This window comes from Microbacterium sp. No. 7 (genome assembly GCF_001314225.1).
Lineage (GTDB): Bacteria > Actinomycetota > Actinomycetes > Actinomycetales > Microbacteriaceae > Microbacterium.
In genome coordinates this window covers 2,912,784-2,930,429 of the sequence record NZ_CP012697.1, presented here as the reverse complement: position 1 = coordinate 2,930,429, position 17,646 = coordinate 2,912,784, and the positions used below count along the sequence as shown (strand labels likewise).

The following is a 17,646-nucleotide window of genomic DNA, read 5'->3' as shown; positions in this document are numbered from 1 at the left end:
ATGAGCCGAGCACGCAGTCGGGTCAGTGTGAGGGCAGGTTCCCGCTCAATCGTGCGTGGAAGGTTCCGCTCGCCTCGTTCAAGCCGATGATCTCGACCTCGATGTCGTGTTCGCGGTACTTCTGCTCGATTCCATCGAGCGCTGCGACGGTCGAGGCGTCCCACACGTGCGACTTCGACATGTCGATCACGACACGCTTCGGGTCGTCGGCGTACTCGAACTGGGTGGTCAGGTCGTTCGAGGACGCGAAGAACAGCTCGCCATCGACCTCATAGTGCGCCGTGTCTTCGTTAGCGCTGAAGGTGCGGGTGACGGTGGTGAAGTGGGCGACGCGGCGCACGAACAGGATCGCGGCGACGAACACGCCGATGATGACCCCGACGGAGAGGTTGTGGGTGATGAGCACCGGGATGACGGTGACGAGCATCACGATCGTCTCGCTCTTGGGCATCCGCTTCAGCGTGGAGGGTGCGATGGAGTGCCAGTCGAAGGTGAGGAACGCGACCATGAACATGATCGCCACCAGTGCCCCGATGGGGATCAGGTTCATTATCGGGCCGAGGAACCACACCAGGATCAGGAGGAACACGCCGGCGGCGAACGTGGAGACGCGGGTGCGGGCGCCGGAGGCGCGCACGTTGATCATGGTCTGCCCGATCATCGCGCAGCCACCCATGCCACCGAAGAGGCCAGAGAGGATGTTCGCGCCGCCTTGCCCCATCGCCTCGCGGGTCTTGTTCGAGTGCGTGTCGGTGATGTCGTCCACGAGCTTCGCGGTCATCAGTGACTCCATGAGCCCCACCGCGGCCATGCCGAGGGCATACGGGGCAATGATTTGCAGTGTCTCGAAGGTGAGCGGTACATCGGGGAAGAACGGCATCGGCGGGCCGCCGGGCAGTTCGCCGAGACCGCCGACGGTCTTCACATCGAGGTTCAGCAGCCACACCGCGAGGGTCATCACGATCACGACCACCAGAGGCGCGGGCACAGCCTTCGTGAGCTTCGGGAAGAGCCATAGGATCAGGATGCTGACGATGATCATCGGGTACATCAGCCAGGACGCGCCGGTGAAATGCTCCAATTGGGCGACAGCGATGAGGATCGCGAGGGCGTTGACGAACCCGACCATCACGCTGCGCGGGATGAACCGCATGAGCTTGCCGACACCGAGCAGGCCGAGAACGATCTGGAAGATGCCGCCGAGGATCACGGTCGCGATGAGGTAGTCGAGGCCGTACTCGTCGGCGACCGGCCGGATGACGAGCGCGATCGCTGCGGTCGCCGCGGTAATCATCGCGGGCCGCCCACCGAGGAACGCGATCGAGATTGCCATCACGATCGAGGAGAACAAGCCCACCTCGGCCGGCACGCCTGCGGCGATCGCGAACGCGATGGCCTCCGGGATGAGCGCGAGGCCGACCACCATACCCGCGAGGACTTCCTTCGTCAACAGCTTCGGCGAACGGAACACATCCATCACGGTCGGCCGAGGCCAGTAGCGTTCCTTGTCGCGTGCGGGCGCGCTCATTCTGCCTCCCAGAGAGGTGCGGGAAAATAGGGTGACGGCGGTCGAGGTCGGAGCCCGCCAACCCCAACTCTACCGTTACGTGAGGGTTGGGTGCCAAATCGAGGCAGAGGAGTACCCGATGGCAGGAACGATCCATATCGGCGAGGTCGCTGAGCGCACCAGCCTGTCGCTGCGCACCCTCCGCCACTACGACGAGATCGGGCTCGTCTCCCCGAGCGACCGCACCAGTGGCGGGTTCCGCCTCTACACCGACGCCGACGTCGAGCGGCTCCTCCTGATCCGCCGGATGAAGCCGCTCGGGTTCTCCCTCGACCAGATGGGCGAAGTCCTCGCCGCTGCTGACGCACTGGCGGATGATCCGTCAGACAGCGCCGCGCGCGCAGCGCTGGATACGTTCGTGACCGACGCAGAGGAGCGTCGCGAGAAACTCGCGAAACAACTGGACGCCGCCGACGAACTCATCGCGCGCCTCCGCGACGTATAAGCCTGCGGCAGATGCACGCCCGGCCCAAGTGTTCACCGGTGGGGTTGCATGTTCGCGGAACATGCAACCCCACACCTCAGAAACCATGGCCTGAACCCGCTTCTTCCGGCGATTTAGTCTTCAGGAATCGTGAACTTGCGGGTTTTTATCTCTACTGCTACGGGTTCGTTGTCGTGTCTCACGTCGGATAGGTGCGCTCCGCTGCCCCGTTGTTGGGTTCGTCGGATGCCGCATGTCGAGTGACGATGCTTCGGGATTCCTGAAGGAATCAGTGTAATCTCGAACCATGATCGGGATTTCCGAAGTGGCACGCTCATGGCGCTGACGCCGTTGCGGGCTGTGTCGGGAGCGCCGGGCGCAGCGTTGAGGTCTCCGCAGGCGTTGGAGGACTTCGAGCAGGAGTTGGTTGACCAGTACGCGTTGGCGATGGCTGCGGCGGGTATCTCGGATGGGTTCATCACGAGTTCGCGGGCGACGGTGTTCGAGTTCGCGCGCTCGTTGTCGGGGCCGATCTGGACGGCGGGGTACGCGGACGGAGACCGGTTCCTCGCGGAGCAGCGCCGTTTGGGCCGGGCGCAGACGACGAGGGCGGGTAAGGCGGGCGTGATTGCCCAGTTCTACGAGTTCCTCGTCACCCGCTACCTCGGCGACATTCGCACTGCGACGGGCGCGATCGTGGAGCAGCCGATCGATGAGTGGAACCGGCCCTCGGGGGTGTCGCTGGGCAAGGTGCGGGTGCCGCCGTCCGATGTTGAGGTGACCGGGTTCTTCGAGCGGTGGCGGGCATCGGTCGCGGACGCGCGGAAGTATTTGCCAGCGGCGCGGGACTACTTCGCCGCGTCGCTGTGGCGCAGGCTTGGGCTGCGTATCAGCGAGTCGGTCATGCTGGACATCCGTGATTGGCGGCCCGACCTCGGGCTGACCGGGAAGTTGCACGTTCGGTTCGGGAAGGGCTCACGCGGTCGCGGCTACAAGCCGCGTCTGATCCCGGCGATCAATGGCGCGGACGCGCTGATTGATTGGTGGCTGGCGGAGGTGCGTCCCCAGTTCGGCGAGGATTGGAAGGACCCGGATGCGCCGCTGCTGCCGAGCGAGCGGATCGATCGGGAGCGGGAGCGGCCACTGCGGGTCGGACCGAACGCGTTGCGTAGGGCGCTGGCCGAGCAGACGACCTTGTGGTTGCCGTCTTGGGAGGGGCGGATGACCCCGCACGTCCTGCGGCACTACTGCGCCTCGTCGCTCTATGGCGCGGGGATGGACTTGAAGGCGTTGCAGGAGCTTCTCGGTCACAACTGGCTCTCGACCACGAGCGGGTACATCCACGTCCGCAGCGAGCACATCGAGAACGCCTGGCAGCAGGCGAACGCCCGCACTGAACGACGTCTGGGAGGAGAGGGCTGAGATGCTCTGGAACCTGCGATTGAAGGCCGCCGAGCGCGGCATCTGGAAGTCCGCCGAACTGCGGCGGATGCTCGCCGACGCCGGGCTGGAGTTGAGCCTGGGCAAGATGTCGGCTCTGTGGACGGGCACACCGACCACGGTCCGGCTGGATGACCTCGACGTGATCTGCCATGTCCTGGCCTGCCAGCCCAGCGACCTGCTCGTTCCCGAGCCGGACAAGGTCGCCGCCCGCAAACCCGCGCGGGAGAAGATCGCCGGCGCGTCCGACGTGGCACCCATCGTGCGGCCAAGGCCCGGCAACCCACGTTCGATGCCGCCGCTGTGAGCACGACGCCGGGGGCGAACTCGCGGTTCCGGCCCCCGCGAACGTGTTTCTCGTGCGGGGTGAACAAGGCGGCGTGGACCTGGCCGCGCGTGGAGTACTGCTACGACTGCATGCCCGGCGGTCCGTTCCCTGCGCCGCCGTGCGAGAGGTGCGGCTCGAGCGCGTACTTCAGCCAGGGCCTTTGCGACCGCTGCCATCCCGGTGGCCCCGACCACCTCGGCGCTTGCCGGGGCTGTCTGGCCTGGGGCGTGTATCGGCAGCGGAGCTGGCTGTGCTCCTCGTGCATCTGGTGGCGGACCCACTACCCGCGGGGTGTCTGCGCCTACTGTCACCGCGAGAGCCGGATCGCCGACCAGGGCGCCTGCCGGCTCTGCGTCGAGCAGGCCCGGATGCTGCAAGAGCCTGGCCGAGCCCTCGACCTCGCCGGGGCGAACAAGCACGGCCAGCAACTGTTCTTCGCCAACATGGCCTTCCAACGCCGCCGCACACCGCGAGCCGCGCTCACCCCAGACGCACGCCCCAAGGGATGGAAGACACCCGGCGGCTGGAACAGGCCAGGCCCCGCCCCGACCACGCTGATCGTCTCCGAGTGGGTCCAGCCCACACTCATCGACGTCGACCCTGATCCGGAGCTGGTGCTCCAGCGGACACTGATCGAGAACAGCGAGCTGACCCGGTACTGCGCCGGCATCGTCCGAGAGCACGCCGAACGATTCGGCTGGTCCAAACGGCAACGCAACGACGTCGTCCGCTCCCTGCGACTGCTGCAGACCCTCCGTGACAGCCCAACCGCGAAGATCCGAGCCTCCGATGCCCTGCAACTCCCGCGATGGGGCGGCAGCATCGTCTCCACCATCGACGTGCTCGACGCCGCCGGCCTGCTCGTCGAGGACCGGCCCCGACCGATCGAGTCCTACTTCACCAGCAAGACCACCGGCCTACCGGCCGTGATGCGCGAGCAGCTCGACGTCTGGTTCCAGATCATGCGGCACGGCTCCACCACCCCGCCACGGCGCTATCCGCGCCACGATCAGACCATCCGCACCCAGCTCCTCGGGATCGCACCCATCCTGCACACCTGGGCCGGCGCCGGGATCACCTCCCTGGCACAGATCAACACGCGAATGGTCAACGACGCCCTACCCGACGACCTCACCCAGCGGCACTGGGCCGACCGCGGACTGCGCTCGGTCTTCCTCATCCTCAAGGCCCGCAAGCTCGTCTTCGCCGACCCGATGCGGCAACTGCCGATCGTGAACACCCGCGCCACGATCCCGCTCCCGCTGGACCCCGCCGCCGTCCGGACCGCGTTGAACCATCCCGACCCGGCCACCGCGCTCGGCATCGCCCTCGTCGCATTCCACGCGCTCACCAACGCGCAGACCCGCGCTATCCAGCTCACCGACATTATTGACGGGCGCCTCACGCTTCCCGACGGGCGCGTGATCCCGTTGGCTGGCCCCGTCCGAGTCCGCCTGAGTGCCTGGCTCGACCAGCGCACGGCCAGATGGCCGCGCACCATCAACCCGCACCTGTTCGTCACGCAGCACACCGCAGGTCGCATGAACGCGCCTGGCCACACCTTCCCATGGAAGAAGGCCGGCCTGAACCCGCAGTCGCTGCGCACCGACCGCATCCTCGCCGAGATCCACGCCACCGGCGGCGACGTCCGACGCCTCTGCGACCTGTTCGGCATCGGAATCGAGAGCGCGTCCCGCTACGCCGCGACCCTTGGCCACCCCACGTTCCGCGAGGAGTTACCCGACCCGCGTCCCCGCCTCGACTAGCGGTTCCGCTGTCGGCGCCCTATCTCGTGGCCGTCCTCGTGCGTGCGGCCCGGAGCCCGTTGAGGATGACGATGACCTCGGCGATCTCGTGCACGAGGACGACGGCGGCGAGCCCGAGAACGCCGACCAGGGCCAGCGGCAGCAGCACGATGATGATCAGCAGCGACAGGATGATGTTCTGGTTGATGATGCGTCGTCCCCGGCGGGCGTGGTCGAACGCGCGTGGGATGAGGCGCAGGTCGTGGCCGGTGAAGGCGATGTCGGCGGACTCGATCGCCGCGTCCGAGCCCGTCGCGCCCATCGCGATGCCGATGTCCGCCGCGGCGAGGGCCGGGGCGTCGTTGATGCCATCCCCGATCATCGCCGCGGGGGCCGTGCGGGACAGTTCGCCGATCGCGGCGGCCTTGTCCTCCGGCCGGAGCTCGGCGCGCACGTCGCTGATACCGGCTTGCAAGGCGAGGGCAGCGGCGGTGCGGGCGTTGTCGCCGGTGAGCATCGTCACTCCGATGCCCTCACCGGTCAGGGTGCGGATCACCTCGGGCACCTCGGGCCGCAGCTCGTCGCGCACCCCGATCGCGCCGACCGGCTGCTCGTGTCGATGCACGATCACCACGGTCATGCCCTGTTCCTCCAGCTCGGCGACCCGATCCGCGAGGACCCCGGCGGACAGCCATCGGGGACTACCCACGGTCACGCTCACGCCGTCGATGACACCGGCGATGCCGTGTCCGGCCTGCTCGCTCACCTCAGCCGCGGCAGGGGCCTCGGGCGCCTTCGCGGTGATCGCGGCGGCGAGCGGGTGACTGCTGTGCTGCTCCAATCCGGCGGCCCAGCCGAGCACTTCGCTCTCGGTGGCGTCCTCAGCGGTGAGGACGGCGGTGACAGTGGGCTGGTTGCGGGTGAGGGTGCCGGTCTTGTCGAGAGCGACGTGACGGATGCCGCCGAAGCGCTCGAAGATCGCGCCGGACTTGATGATCACCCCGAACTTGCTGGCCGAACCGATCGCCGCGACCACGGTGATCGGCACCGAGATCGCCAACGCGCACGGCGACGCGGCCACCAGCACCACCAGCGCGCGGGTGATCCACAGCTCCGGGTCGCCGAACAGCGACCCGATCAGCGCGACCAGGACGGCGAGGATCAGCACCCCGGGCACCAGCGGGCGGGCGATCCGGTCGGCCAGTCGGGCACGGTCGCCCTTCTCGGCCTGCGCCTGCTCGACCAGCTCCACGATCGTGGTCAGCGAGTTGTCCGTCCCGGCCGCAGTCGCCTCGACCTCCAGCGCCCCGGCGGTGTTGATCGCCCCGGCGGACACCGCATCTCCTGGGGCGACCTCGACTGGGATCGATTCGCCGGTGATCGCGGAGGTGTCCAGGCTGGAGCGCCCTGAGACCACGACCCCATCGGTCGCGATCCGCTCACCGGGACGGACCAGCAGCACCTGCCCGACCGTGAGGTCCTTCGCCGCGACCTCGACCGAGGCCCCATCGCGGCGAACAGTCGCCGTGTCGGGGACGAGCTTCAGCAGCGCCCGCAACCCACCGCGGGCGCGGTCCATCGCCTTGTCCTCCAACGCCTCGGCGATCGAGTAGAGGAACGCCAGCGCTGCGGCCTCCTCGACATAGCCGAGGATCACCGCCCCGATCGCGCTGATCGTCATCAACAGGCTGATCCCGAGTTTGCCATTGGCCAGCTTCCGGATCGCGCCGGGTGTGAACGCCGACGCGCCCGCCAGCAGGCCGATCCAGAACAGCACCAGCGCGGGAATCTCCGCCCCGGACCACTCGCAGATCAGCCCCGCGAGGAACGCGATCCCGGAGAACAGCGGCAGCAGGATCTCGCGATCCTTCCACCACGGCCCATCATGACCGTCGTCATCCTCGATCTCGATCTCGTCGACCTGCGACCTCGTCACCGCGCTCACGCGCCTGCTCCCGGCTCGCAGCAGCCCGCGACCGAGCAGGCCGGGTCGATGCACGGCGCGTTCTCATCGACCGCCAACGTCACATCAACCAGCGCGTTCAGCGCAGCGGCAAGATGCGGGTCCGCGATCTCATACCGCGTCTGGCGGCCTTCCGGCTCGGCTACCACGATCCCGCAATCCCGCAGACACGTCAGATGGTTCGACACGTTCGAGCGCGTCAGCTCCAGACTCTGCGACAGCACCGCCGGATAGCTCGGCCCCTCCAGCAGCGTCATCAGAATCCGCGACCGCGTCGGATCGGCCATCGCCCGACCCAACCGGTTCATCACATCGAGACGGGAAGTAATAGTCAGCATGCACTGACTATACAGCGGACGCTGAACGAATTGAAGCGGGCTCCGGCGCCACCTCACAGGGAACCGCTGCACGCGCGGCCGCCGTGAACCCCGGCGTCCTGCGAGGAGTCACCAGTTCCGCGAACCCGAACCCTCGACTAGCCTGAAACCAGCCGTGAGCACTCAGGTTCCCGAGATTTCCGAACGAGAAGCCCGGAACTCGTTACTTTCCTAGAGCATCCGGGCGCGGGTGTCGAAGAGTGCCAGCTCGTCGGGGTGGAGCTGGTGTTGCACTACATAGCTGGATTCCTTGATCCGCCACAGCCCCTGCCCGGTGCCCAGCGACGGGAGCAGCTTCTGCTCGGTGCCGGTGAGGCCCAGCGTTTTCGCGGTCACCCCGATCTGGTCGGACTCCTGCCGGTAGATGATCCTGGACTCCGCATTCGCCAGCAGCGAGTTCGCCAGCGACCGCATCGCCGACCCCTGATCGCCGACATTGTCGAGATCGGTGAGCTTGTGGAAGATCAGCAGGTTCGCGATCCCGTAGTGCCTCGCGAGCCGCCAGTGCGCATCCATCCGCTTCAGCAACGCCGGGTGCGACATCAGCCGCCACGCTTCGTCATACACCGTCCACCGCTGCCCGCCGTTCGGATCCAGCAGCGCGGATTCCATCCACGCACTGGAGCAGGTCATCAGCACCGAGATCAGTGTCGAGTTCTCTACCACCCGCGAGAGATCCAGGGTGATCATCGGCAGCGTCGGATCGAACGTCTGTCGACGGCGCTTGAGAACTGATCGATAGCGGCGCTCGAAAAGTGGACACTCAACGATTGGAGAGTGATCACTTTGGAAGACTGGGCGCTGATCAGGAGGCTGGCTTCGGACGGGGTTCCGAAAGCGCAGATCGCGGCGCGGTTGGGGATCTCGCGGACGACCGTGATCAAGGCGGTGAACTCCGACGGGCCGCCGAAGTATGAGCGGTCGCCGCGGCCGACGTCGTTCACGCCGTTCGAGGTGCGGGTGCGGGCGTTGCTCGCCGAGCATCCGCGGATGCCGGCGACGGTGCTCGCGGAGCGGGTTGGTTGGGAGGGCTCGATCCGCTGGTTCCGGGACAATGTCGTGAGACTGCGACCTGAGCATCACCCGGTCGACCCGGCGGATCGGCTCTCGTGGGCGGCGGGCGATGCGGCTCAATGTGATCTCTGGTTCCCGCCGCGGAAGATCCCGCTCGAGGACGGCACGACGGCGCTGTTGCCGGTGTTGGTGATCGTCGCGGCGCATTCGCGGTTCGTGACTGCGCGGATGATCCCGACCAGGAAGACGGAGGATCTGCTGCTCGGGCACTGGGATCTCATCCAACGGCTCGGCGCGGTCCCGCGGCGGCTGATCTGGGACAACGAGTCCGGCATCGGGCAGCGCGGCCGCCTCGCGCAAGGTGTTGCGGCGTTCGCGGGGACCCTCGCGACGAAGGTCGTGCAGCTGAGGCCCTACGACCCGGAATCGAAAGGGATCGTGGAGCGCCGCAACGGCTGGCTCGAGACCTCGTTCATGCCCGGCCGCACGTTCACTTCCCCGGCGGACTTCAACGCCCAGCTGGAGGGCTGGCTGGAGAGAGCGAACGCGAGGGTGGTGCGGACGATCAAGGCACGCCCGGTCGATCTGATCGGCCACGACCGTTCACGGATGCTCCCGTTGCCGCCGATCCCGCTGCAACTGGGCTGGCGAGAACGAGTCCGCCTCGGGCGGGACTACTACGTCCGCCTCGACGCGAGCGACTACTCCGTCGATCCCGCCGCGATAGGCCGGTTTGTCGACGTAATCGCCGATCTCGACCGTGTTCGGGTGCGCCTGGAGGACAGGCTGGTCGCTGACCACGCGCGGGTCTGGGCGCGCGGCTCCACGATCACCGATCCCGCACATCTGGAGGCCGCGAAACGGCTGCGGCAACAGTTCCAGACCCCACGTCCTGATCCCGTTGATGACCTGGCGCGTGATCTCGCGGACTACGACCGGGCGTTCGGGATCGAAGGAGTCGCCTGATGGCTACCTCGAAGACCAGCGAGTCGGTGAAGCAGATCACCTACCTCGCCGGCGCACTCAAGGCACCCCGGATCACGGAGGCCGCAGCCCGGATGGCGGACCAAGCACGCGACGCCGGGTGGTCGTTCGAGGACTACCTCGCCGCCGTCCTCGAACGCGAAGTGAGCGCTCGCAACGCTTCCGGCGCGGAGCTGCGGATCAAAGCGGCCGGGTTCCCGAGCCGGAAGACGCTCGAGGACTTCGACTGGGACGCGCAACCAGCCACTCGGCAGCAGATCGCGGCGCTCGCTTCGGGAGGGTTCCTCCTCGAAGCGCAGAACGTGGTCCTGCTCGGCCCTCCCGGAACCGGGAAGACCCACCTCGCGACCGCGCTCGGAATCGTCGCCGCCCGCCACGGGCACCGAGTGCTGTTCGCGACCGCGACCGACTGGGTCACCCGCCTCACCGACGCCCACCGGCAAGGCAACCTCCCGAAAGAGCTCGCCCGGCTGCGGCGTTACGGGCTGATCATCGTCGACGAAGTCGGCTACCTCCCGTTCGAACAAGACGCAGCGAACCTGTTCTTCCAACTCGTCTCCAGCCGCTACGAGCACGCGTCACTGATCCTGACCTCGAACCTGCCGTTCTCCAGCTGGGGAGGGGTCTTCGGCGACCAGGCCGTTGCCGCCGCGATGATCGACCGCATCGTTCACCACGCCGACGTCCTCACCCTCAAAGGCGCCAGCTACCGACTCCGCGGCCGCGGCATCGACAGCCTCCCCAGCATCCGCACCACCACCGACGAAACACCTAGCTAGACTGCCCGCAACCGTTCACTTTTCGAGCGCCGAAAGCGTCCAGAGTTCGAGCGCCGCCGACAACGTCACCGTCGACGGCCCATCGAACAGGCCGGCCAGATCCCCGGAGACGAGGCGCCGGAGTGCGTGCCCGACCATCCGCCCGTCCTCCGCCAGCCGGTCATCCCCTCCCGGGTCAGGGGTGAGGATGTGGTCGACGACCATCGGGAGGATCGGCACCGACGCGTGAGACACGACCGCCTGCAACGCGATATCGATCACCGTGTGCTCCAACGGCGACAGCGACCGTTCGAGCACGGTCTCGGCGAGCGCCCCGATCAGATCCCGCCTGCGGGAGGCGACCATCGCCGCCCACTCGCTATCGGTCACCCCGCCCGGCCGGTACCCCTCATCCAAGGGGTTGAGCCGGTTGCGGAGGCCGTGACCGAGGACGATCGCTTTCCCACCGACGGCTTCGGCGACCGCGGTGTGTTCGCCTTTCGGATCACCCGGGACGTAGACGCGCCGCCCGAACGGGATCGACCTCGTGTAGAGCGATTTCGCGAGCGATGATTTGCCGCTGCCGACGATTCCCGCCAGCACTAGGTTCGGGGCGGTGATGATGCCCCGCTGGTAGAGCACCCACGGGTCGTACACGAACGAGCCGCCCGAGTACATGTCCTGCCCGATGAACACGCCGCGCGAGCCGAGCCCGCCCTCCGCGAGAAACGGGTACGCGCCCCGCAGCGCCGCTGACGTGTCCTGATGCGCAGGCACCCGGAACCCGCGATACGACCGCAACGCCGCAGCCCCCGCCTCACCGCCCTTGGGGAGGTAGTTCGTCGAGCGGGCCTCGGCCCGCTCCGCCGCGAGCTTCTCTTTCACGGCCCGGCGCTGCTCGGCGTGGTCGCGGGCGACGACCTGCCGGGCCGCGCGTTCACGAGCCTTGCGCTGTCTACGCCCGGCACCGTCTTCGACGAGCACGGTGGAGTACAGCTTCTTCGAACCGGGAGGCTTCGGAGTCATGAGCGCCTGCTTTCGTCAAAGGTCATCGACGAACAGGTACGGAACCACCGGGATGCCGTCCACCGCGCTGGGAGAATAGGGTCGTGGCTTCTCTCGACTTCTACAGCGATCGCAACGGTTCAGCTCCGCCGCGAGATCAGGACGAGCTTCCCGACGCGACCCGGCGGGGGCTGCTCAACCTCGTACAGAGCAAGATCGATGCGGACTGGTTCGCGCAGCGCTTCCCGGAGCAGTGTCTGGACGGGAACGGTGTCTGCGGCACCAACGTCGAGGCGCTCACGGTCGATCTGCAGGCCCTGATCCCCGAGCTTGGCTACCCGTTGCTCACCAGCAATGGCTCAGCGGACGAGGCCATTTTCGATCTGCTTGAGTATGCGGCTCAGCGGCTCAGTCTTCCCGAGCAGGACGGTTGGCATTCGTTCTATCGGCATTACGAGCTGAAGTTCGATCAGAAGAGAGGGCGTCGCAGCTTCCGGGAGGAAGTCAACCAGATGCTCTCGCGCGGCCGAGCGACCTTCGAGATGGACGACGCGCTGCAGATCCAGCGCTTTGGCACCCCGGAGGTGCGCGGAGTGCTCGCCGACCTGAACCCGAATACCCGCGACGCGGCACTCGACAAGCTCATCGTCGATTCGCGTGCCCTGTTCATGTCCTACCGGGAAGGCGACCGCAAGCTCGGCCTTGAGAAGCTCTGGGACGCTTTCGAGCGCCTCAAGACGATCGAATTTCCCGGTAACAAGAAGGCCAGCGCCCAGCAGCTCCTGGCGCACATCAACGATGAGCCGTTCCGCGAGCTCCTCGAAGCCGAAATGCGCGCCCTGACTAACATCGGCAACGGCTTCAACCTCCGCCATCACGAGACGGATAAGCATCAGGTACCGACAGAGGCCTACGACTATCTGTACTCGCGCATGGGCGGCCTGATGATCACGCTGCTCCGTGAGAGCGGCCGCCTCGCCTGATCAGATCCCGCGGCACAGCGGCAGTGCGGCGGCAACGAACGCTTGGGCTTGTTGGCCGACGAGGCGGCGGGTTTCGCAGGAGGCTTGGATTGCGGCTTGCTCGATCGCGGAGACGGCGGCTTCGAGCTCGTCGGCGGTGGTCGCGGACACGGCGATGAGGCCGGTGTATCTGAGTACGCCGTGCCCGCTGGTGAGGTCGGATTCCTGCTGGAGCACGTCCTGGTATTCGGCGGTCTGTTGGGCGTCTTCGATCTGCCCGACTTTCTGCCGTTGGGCGGCGTCGCTGATGTACTCGGTCTTCTTCTTCCGGATGTCGCGGGCGGCCTGGTCGGAGCGCACCGGGTCGCACAGCAGCGTGAACGCGCGCCGGATCCCGCTGGACAGCAGCACCGGGGCGAGGAATCCCGGGTAGACGAGGGAGCGCGGCCACTCGCTGATCCACAACACCACGTGGTGGGCGCTGTCGGAGCGGAGCCGATCCCAGGTCTCCTCGACCGCGACCGGGCCGGCGGCGGCGAGTTCCTGCCCGATATCGCCTGCCCGTTCCAGGGTCGCGGCGATCGCGGGATCGTAAGCGCTGCGGAGCATGATGGCGAGCTGGCCGGTGGTGTACCAGTCGGAGGGGTGGAGGTCGGCGGTGCGCAGCGCGGTGGTGAGGGTGGCCATCTCCTGCCGCAGCACGGCGGCGGCACCTCGGAGGCCGCCGCCCGCGGTGCGGATCGGGCGGGCGGCAGCGCGCATGTCGAGGGCGAGGGAGATGGTGGAGATGTGGCGTTCCCCGGCCGGGCCTGCCCGGTCGATGAGCTCCCGGTAGGTGCGGGCCACCCAGGAGTCGTCGTCGTGGCCCTGCTCCGCCCACCACTGGGCGAGCCCGGTGCCGGAATCGGGGACGGTGCGCTCGAGCACCTGCAGGCGGGCGATCCGCGTCGATCGGGACGCGGTGGAGAGCACGCGCCCCCAGGCGTGGACGCGGCGTTCCTGCTCGCCCGGGTCGAGCAGCACGAACGAGGGATGCGTCACCTCCAGCAGCACGGTGAGGGTCTGCCCGTGCGGGTCGTGCACCATCACCGCGTTTGTTTCCGGATCCTCGTATTGGCGTAGCGCGGCGGCGTCGCCGGGGAGCGCGAGCGTCCCCGCGGGGCGCGGCTTCACGATGCGCTTGCGGTACCGGGTCTGCCCGAGCACCTGTCGCAGCAGCCAGTGCAGGGTGATCGGCACCCACTCGACGAGCTTCCGACCCCCGACCGGGATCGCGGCCAGGCCCAGCGCGGTGCCCCAGATCGGGGCCGTGTAGAGCGCGGCGGGGCCGCCCGCGTAGAGGGACGCGACGAACACGGCGACCGCGACACTCACGGCGATCACTTGCGGGAGGGACAGGCCGAGGATGATGCCGCGCTTGGTGAGGCGGGAGAACTTCACCGGGGACAGCTCGAACTCGGATGCGGAAGCGGGTGCGGCCATGACGGGCTCCTGAACAACGGGATACATTGCGGACGCCAGTCAGGTACGCCCCCGACAAGAGCCGAGGGCGGTGGTGCGCAGGGCTCCTGCACGCCACCGCCCGCATCGACGGACACCTTCACCTCCCTTCCAGTTCGGAACTCCCGGTCTATGGCTTCGGCCCGGCCGGTGGCGGTTTCGGCGCGTCCGGGGGTTTCGGCGGGTCGTTCTTCGGCGGCGCCGCAGGCTTCGGCGCACTCGGCCGAGGCGGGGCCGACGCATTCGGGGGTGGGGGCGGGTTCTGTCCCTCGGCGGCGGATCCGGCGTGATTGTCGGCGGCGCGGCCGATCGCGTCGCCGAGTTTCGGGCCGGCCTCGGCCGCGCCCTTGGCGATCTTCGCCGCCGCGACTGCGGCGATCCCGAGCGGCCCCGCCGCAGCGCCCGCACCCGCGCCACCGGCCGCTGCACCACCGGCTGCACCACCGGCTGCGCCGCCGCTCCCGGCTGCCGCGCCACCGCCTCCGGCAGCCCCGGCACCACCAGTGGGCGGCGGTGGGGGTTTCGGCGGCCCACCCCCAGCACCGCCCGGAGGAGGCGGGTTCCCGCCACCGCTGGAGCCGCCTGTGTCGCCCTTGCCTTCGAGAACGCGCGGCGGGGTCTTCCCGTCGGGCTTGCCGGGCATGGGAATGGGCCGGTTCATCGCCTGCTTCGATTCCTGTTCGGCGCTCATCGCGTGGTACATGTCAAAGCCGACGAAGCTGATGAACTTGTACACCATGTACGGGGCGAACGCGGCGATAAACATCAGCACGATGCCCGCGATCGGATCCGCAATCGAACTGAGGTCGAGGTCGATCGGGGCGTTGACCTGATTGATCGCGACGAGGAACACGATCACGATCACGAGCTTCGAGAAGATCAACGCGAGCACGAACGACGCCCACTTCCCGAACCACCCCTTCGTCACATCCCACGACGAGCCCGACAGCGCGATCGGCGCCATCACGACCGCGACCAGGATCAAGGCTTTCCTGATGAGGAGACTGAACCAGACGATCGCCGCCGCACAGATCGCCAGGAAGCTGAGGAAGATCGTGATGATCGCCCCAGCCCCGGGCGCGGTGAGGTTGATCGCGGTGAGGCCTGCGACCAGGACGCCGATCTTCCCGCCCATCTCCTCCAGGGTGGTGCCGGTGGCGTGGATGATGCCGATGCACAGCTGGTCGACGACTTCGAGCAGGGTCGCGGTGATCGTGATGACGAGGAACGATCCGAGCACGCTTTTGGCGAGCCCGAGCGCGGCACGAGAGAGCGCGCCGGGGTCGCGGCGGATGAGGCCGGTGATCAGTTGCAGGCAGAAGAAGATCAGCATGAGGAAGATCGCGATCCCGAAGATCACGTTGTACACGCCGATGTAGTCGCCGCCGGTGATATCGACCAGAGTGGTCGCATCGAACAGCGCCCACACGCCCTGGAAGATCCAGGACGCGGCCTGCCCGATCGCTTGCGCGAGCCAGTCGAACGGGGCCGAAATCAGGGTCGCGGCGGTATCGCCGACGGTGTCGCAGACGTTCGAGATGATGGGGACATCGCAGATACTCACAACACCCCTCCCTCCAATAGGTCGAGGCGGTGGTCAGGAAACGGTCTGGCCCATGTTCCAGAAAAAGTTGATGAGCGTCACCGACGCGCCGGTGATGATCGCCGCACCGCACGAGATCAGCACCCCGACCTTGCCCCTGGACGACAAGTGCGGGTTCGAGCTGTTGGAGCCGAAGCCCCAGATCACGGCGGAGACGATCAGGGCGAGGACGGAGAGGATCAGGCCGATCGTCATCACCGCGCCGACGACGGTGCGCAGCGCGCTGATGCCGGGCAGGCCCGAGTCGTTCGGGTTGATGTCGATGTTCGCGGGCATGACCGCGGAAAGGGTGGTGAGAGTGTCGAGGACGGCAAGCATGACGGGCTCCTTCGCGGGCGAACGCCCCACCCCGGGACTGGGATGGGGTCACCTGGACAGGTGCGACCCCGGAGACGCGCGTTCAAAGGCCGTCGCCGAGGCGCAGCAGGAAGTTCATCCACGTCACCGCGGCCCCGGCGAACACCGCGGCGCCGAGCGCGACGAACACCCCGACTTTCCCTTTCTGCGCGGCCTGCGCGTTCCCCGTCGAGGACGACACCGCCCACACGATGCCGGAGATGATGAGCATCAGCACTGCGACGATCAGCACGAACGTGAGCAGCGCCCCGACGATCGACACCAGCGTGGATCTGCCGCCGACACCGCTGAGATCGGGGTAGACATTCTCCGCCCACACGACAACGAAACCGGGGACACGGGCGAAGGGGTTCATGCGGGGCTCCTGACAATGGCGGCGGCTCGGGCACCGATCAGGTGCGGTAGCCGGCCCCGCGGTCCGCATCCACCTTGTTCCGCTCAGGCCGCGCAGCCCGGGCCACCCCCAGTCGTCAGCGCATCGGCGCCCTCGACCTCGTGGCCGGCGAGCCACGGCTCGGCGTCGACGGCGGGCTGGGCGCCGCCGCCGGGGTGGACTTGGAAGTGCAGGTGGGGGCCGGTGGAGTGGCCGCTGCTGCCGACATCACCGATGTGCTGGCCCGCCGTGACTCGGTCGCCCGCGGCGACGTGGATGCCGTGTGCCCACATGTGGATGTACTTCGTGGCGACCTTCTCACCGCCGATGGTGTGCTCGATGGTGATCTGCCCGGAGAACCCGCCGAGCATGCCCGCATACGTGACCACGCCGTCGGCGAGTGCGACGATCGGGGTGCCGTCCGGGGTGGCCCAGTCGGTGCCGGAGTGGAAACTCGCAACTCCGGTGATCGGATCGACGCGCGGCCCGAACTGCGACGTGCGCGTATAGCTGCCCGTCGGCAGCGGGAACACCAGCCGCGTCGTCTCCGGAATCGTCTCATCCCCCGGCACCCCGCCCCCGCCTCCACCACTTGGGCGGGTGAGGGCGTCGAGGATGGTGCGCGCGACCGGCTCATAGTTCTGATACCGGTCGGGGTAGGCGGAGACTTCGACGGCCTGTGCGGCTTCGCCTTTGTCCATCTGCTGCCAGCCGGGGATATCGAGCAGCCCGCGCGGGGACGGGTAGTTCGGGCCGTCGGGGCCGCCGTAGAACGCGCGCGCCTGATACTTCGGATCCATGAGCTCGGCGACCGTGCCCCACCCGGACTGGGGGCGCATCTGGAACAAGCCGAGACTGTCATGATCCGACCCGTTCCCGTCGTTCGGGAAGTCCCCGGACTCGGGGTAGGTGCCGGTGTTCGCGAGCTGCCGGAGCGTGGACTCGGTGAGCGCGGCCATCAGCGCGATCAGGATCCCGTCCCGCCCGACCCCGGGGGTGTTCGCGCCGGTGGTGATGATGGTGCCCGCGTGGGTGAGCTGCTGCTTGTTCAGCGTGAAGGTCGTGCCGTCTTTCGTGGTCACCTCCAGCTCGTCCGGGATGGGGCCGAGGGTGAGGCCGGAGGCGAGGCAGTGGGCCTGGTGGAGGACGGCCGGGTTCATGAGCACCCCGACGCTGAGTAGCCCCAGCATCGGCGCGAGCAGCATCCCGAGGACAGCGAAGACGAGCACCTTCCGCATCACAACCA

The 17,646-nt window shown here is 67.6% G+C and carries 15 protein-coding genes and 2 pseudogenes; 7 read left to right on the top strand and 10 right to left on the bottom strand.

Annotation, left to right across the window (positions count from 1 at the left end):
- Window positions 1-22: 22 nt before the first annotated feature.
- Entirely contained in the window at window positions 23-1,528 is a 1,506-nt protein-coding gene (locus AOA12_RS13635) for a SulP family inorganic anion transporter (protein ID WP_026937616.1), read from the bottom strand.
- 118 nt (window positions 1,529-1,646) lie between these two features.
- Here AOA12_RS13635 and AOA12_RS13630 point away from each other — a divergent pair, with 118 nt between their 5' ends.
- The 4 genes from AOA12_RS13630 (at window position 1,647) to AOA12_RS13615 (ending at window position 5,525) form a co-directional block, all read left to right on the top strand.
- Window positions 1,647-2,012 (top strand): helix-turn-helix domain-containing protein, encoded by a 366-nt coding sequence (locus tag AOA12_RS13630; RefSeq protein WP_054687050.1) that lies wholly within the window; start codon window positions 1,647-1,649, stop codon window positions 2,010-2,012.
- A 315-nt stretch (window positions 2,013-2,327) separates the two neighbouring features.
- Window positions 2,328-3,413 (top strand): tyrosine-type recombinase/integrase, encoded by a 1,086-nt coding sequence (locus tag AOA12_RS13625; RefSeq protein WP_054683048.1) that lies wholly within the window; start codon window positions 2,328-2,330, stop codon window positions 3,411-3,413.
- A 1-nt stretch (window position 3,414) separates the two neighbouring features.
- Window positions 3,415-3,738 (top strand): helix-turn-helix domain-containing protein, encoded by a 324-nt coding sequence (locus AOA12_RS13620; protein ID WP_054683046.1) that lies wholly within the window; start codon window positions 3,415-3,417, stop codon window positions 3,736-3,738.
- A gap of 389 nt (window positions 3,739-4,127) precedes the next feature.
- Window positions 4,128-5,525, top strand: coding sequence for a hypothetical protein (locus AOA12_RS13615; protein WP_082406207.1), 1,398 nt, complete (start codon window positions 4,128-4,130; stop codon window positions 5,523-5,525).
- Window positions 5,526-5,544: 19 nt separating this feature from the next.
- On the opposite strand, the gene AOA12_RS13610 is transcribed toward AOA12_RS13615, so the two are convergent.
- The 3 genes and pseudogenes from AOA12_RS13610 to AOA12_RS13600 form a co-directional block, all read right to left on the bottom strand.
- Entirely contained in the window at window positions 5,545-7,440 is a 1,896-nt protein-coding gene (locus AOA12_RS13610; RefSeq protein WP_442922287.1) for a heavy metal translocating P-type ATPase, read from the bottom strand.
- Between the two features lie 5 nt (window positions 7,441-7,445).
- Window positions 7,446-7,805, bottom strand: a complete 360-nt coding sequence (cmtR, locus tag AOA12_RS13605) for a Cd(II)/Pb(II)-sensing metalloregulatory transcriptional regulator CmtR (protein ID WP_054687008.1) — start codon at window positions 7,803-7,805, stop codon at window positions 7,446-7,448.
- Window positions 7,806-8,015: 210 nt separating this feature from the next.
- Window positions 8,016-8,552: pseudogene (locus AOA12_RS13600) on the bottom strand (ATP-binding protein); the annotation flags it as partial.
- Between the two features lie 69 nt (window positions 8,553-8,621).
- Here AOA12_RS13600 and istA point away from each other — a divergent pair.
- Window positions 8,622-9,824 (top strand): IS21 family transposase, encoded by a 1,203-nt coding sequence (istA, locus tag AOA12_RS13595; protein ID WP_082405821.1) that lies wholly within the window; start codon window positions 8,622-8,624, stop codon window positions 9,822-9,824.
- Window positions 9,824-10,621 carry an IS21-like element helper ATPase IstB gene (gene istB, locus AOA12_RS13590; protein ID WP_054678490.1) on the top strand — a complete coding sequence of 266 codons (798 nt, stop codon included), beginning with the start codon at window positions 9,824-9,826 and terminating at the stop codon, window positions 10,619-10,621. Before istA ends, istB begins: the two co-directional genes overlap by 1 nt.
- A gap of 33 nt (window positions 10,622-10,654) precedes the next feature.
- Here the strand turns inward: istB and AOA12_RS13585 are convergent.
- Window positions 10,655-11,626, bottom strand: a pseudogene (locus AOA12_RS13585) (ATP-binding protein); the annotation flags it as partial.
- Between the two features lie 83 nt (window positions 11,627-11,709).
- Here AOA12_RS13585 and AOA12_RS13580 point away from each other — a divergent pair.
- Window positions 11,710-12,588, top strand: a complete 879-nt coding sequence (locus AOA12_RS13580) for a hypothetical protein (protein ID WP_054683681.1) — start codon at window positions 11,710-11,712, stop codon at window positions 12,586-12,588.
- Here AOA12_RS13580 and AOA12_RS13575 read toward each other — a convergent pair whose 3' ends face one another.
- From AOA12_RS13575 to AOA12_RS13555, 5 genes are all read right to left on the bottom strand, one after another.
- A complete protein-coding gene (locus AOA12_RS13575) occupies window positions 12,589-14,049 on the bottom strand; it encodes an SCO6880 family protein (RefSeq protein ID WP_054683678.1) in 1,461 nt (486 codons plus the stop codon). It abuts the gene before it with no gap.
- A 148-nt stretch (window positions 14,050-14,197) separates the two neighbouring features.
- A complete protein-coding gene (locus tag AOA12_RS23190) occupies window positions 14,198-15,631 on the bottom strand; it encodes a conjugal transfer protein TrbL (RefSeq protein ID WP_054683676.1) in 1,434 nt (477 codons plus the stop codon).
- Between the two features lie 33 nt (window positions 15,632-15,664).
- Window positions 15,665-15,988 carry a DUF6112 family protein gene (locus AOA12_RS13565; RefSeq protein ID WP_054683673.1) on the bottom strand — a complete coding sequence of 108 codons (324 nt, stop codon included), beginning with the start codon at window positions 15,986-15,988 and terminating at the stop codon, window positions 15,665-15,667.
- An 82-nt stretch (window positions 15,989-16,070) separates the two neighbouring features.
- Complete coding sequence (locus AOA12_RS13560; protein ID WP_054683670.1) at window positions 16,071-16,382, bottom strand: DUF6112 family protein; 312 nt, start codon at window positions 16,380-16,382, stop codon at window positions 16,071-16,073.
- Between the two features lie 83 nt (window positions 16,383-16,465).
- Window positions 16,466-17,638, bottom strand: a complete 1,173-nt coding sequence (locus AOA12_RS13555) for a M23 family metallopeptidase (RefSeq protein ID WP_082406518.1) — start codon at window positions 17,636-17,638, stop codon at window positions 16,466-16,468.
- Between the last annotated feature and the right edge of the window lie 8 nt (window positions 17,639-17,646).

What these genes read in the sequence shown, in the direction of transcription:
- cmtR (WP_054687008.1), bottom strand. Translation starts at nt 7,805, where the DNA reads ATGCTGACTATTACTTCCCGTCTCGATGTGATGAACCGGTTGGGTCGG.
- AOA12_RS13575 (WP_054683678.1), bottom strand. Translation starts at nt 14,049, where the DNA reads ATGGCCGCACCCGCTTCCGCATCCGAGTTCGAGCTGTCCCCGGTGAAG.
- AOA12_RS13630 (WP_054687050.1), top strand. Translation starts at nt 1,647, where the DNA reads ATGGCAGGAACGATCCATATCGGCGAGGTCGCTGAGCGCACCAGCCTG.
- AOA12_RS13565 (WP_054683673.1), bottom strand. Translation starts at nt 15,988, where the DNA reads ATGCTTGCCGTCCTCGACACTCTCACCACCCTTTCCGCGGTCATGCCC.
- AOA12_RS13615 (WP_082406207.1), top strand. Translation starts at nt 4,128, where the DNA reads ATGCTGCAAGAGCCTGGCCGAGCCCTCGACCTCGCCGGGGCGAACAAG.
- istB (WP_054678490.1), top strand. Translation starts at nt 9,824, where the DNA reads ATGGCTACCTCGAAGACCAGCGAGTCGGTGAAGCAGATCACCTACCTC.
- AOA12_RS13560 (WP_054683670.1), bottom strand. Translation starts at nt 16,382, where the DNA reads ATGAACCCCTTCGCCCGTGTCCCCGGTTTCGTTGTCGTGTGGGCGGAG.
- AOA12_RS13625 (WP_054683048.1), top strand. Translation starts at nt 2,328, where the DNA reads ATGGCGCTGACGCCGTTGCGGGCTGTGTCGGGAGCGCCGGGCGCAGCG.
- AOA12_RS13620 (WP_054683046.1), top strand. Translation starts at nt 3,415, where the DNA reads ATGCTCTGGAACCTGCGATTGAAGGCCGCCGAGCGCGGCATCTGGAAG.
- AOA12_RS13635 (WP_026937616.1), bottom strand. Translation starts at nt 1,528, where the DNA reads ATGAGCGCGCCCGCACGCGACAAGGAACGCTACTGGCCTCGGCCGACC.
- AOA12_RS13555 (WP_082406518.1), bottom strand. Translation starts at nt 17,638, where the DNA reads ATGCGGAAGGTGCTCGTCTTCGCTGTCCTCGGGATGCTGCTCGCGCCG.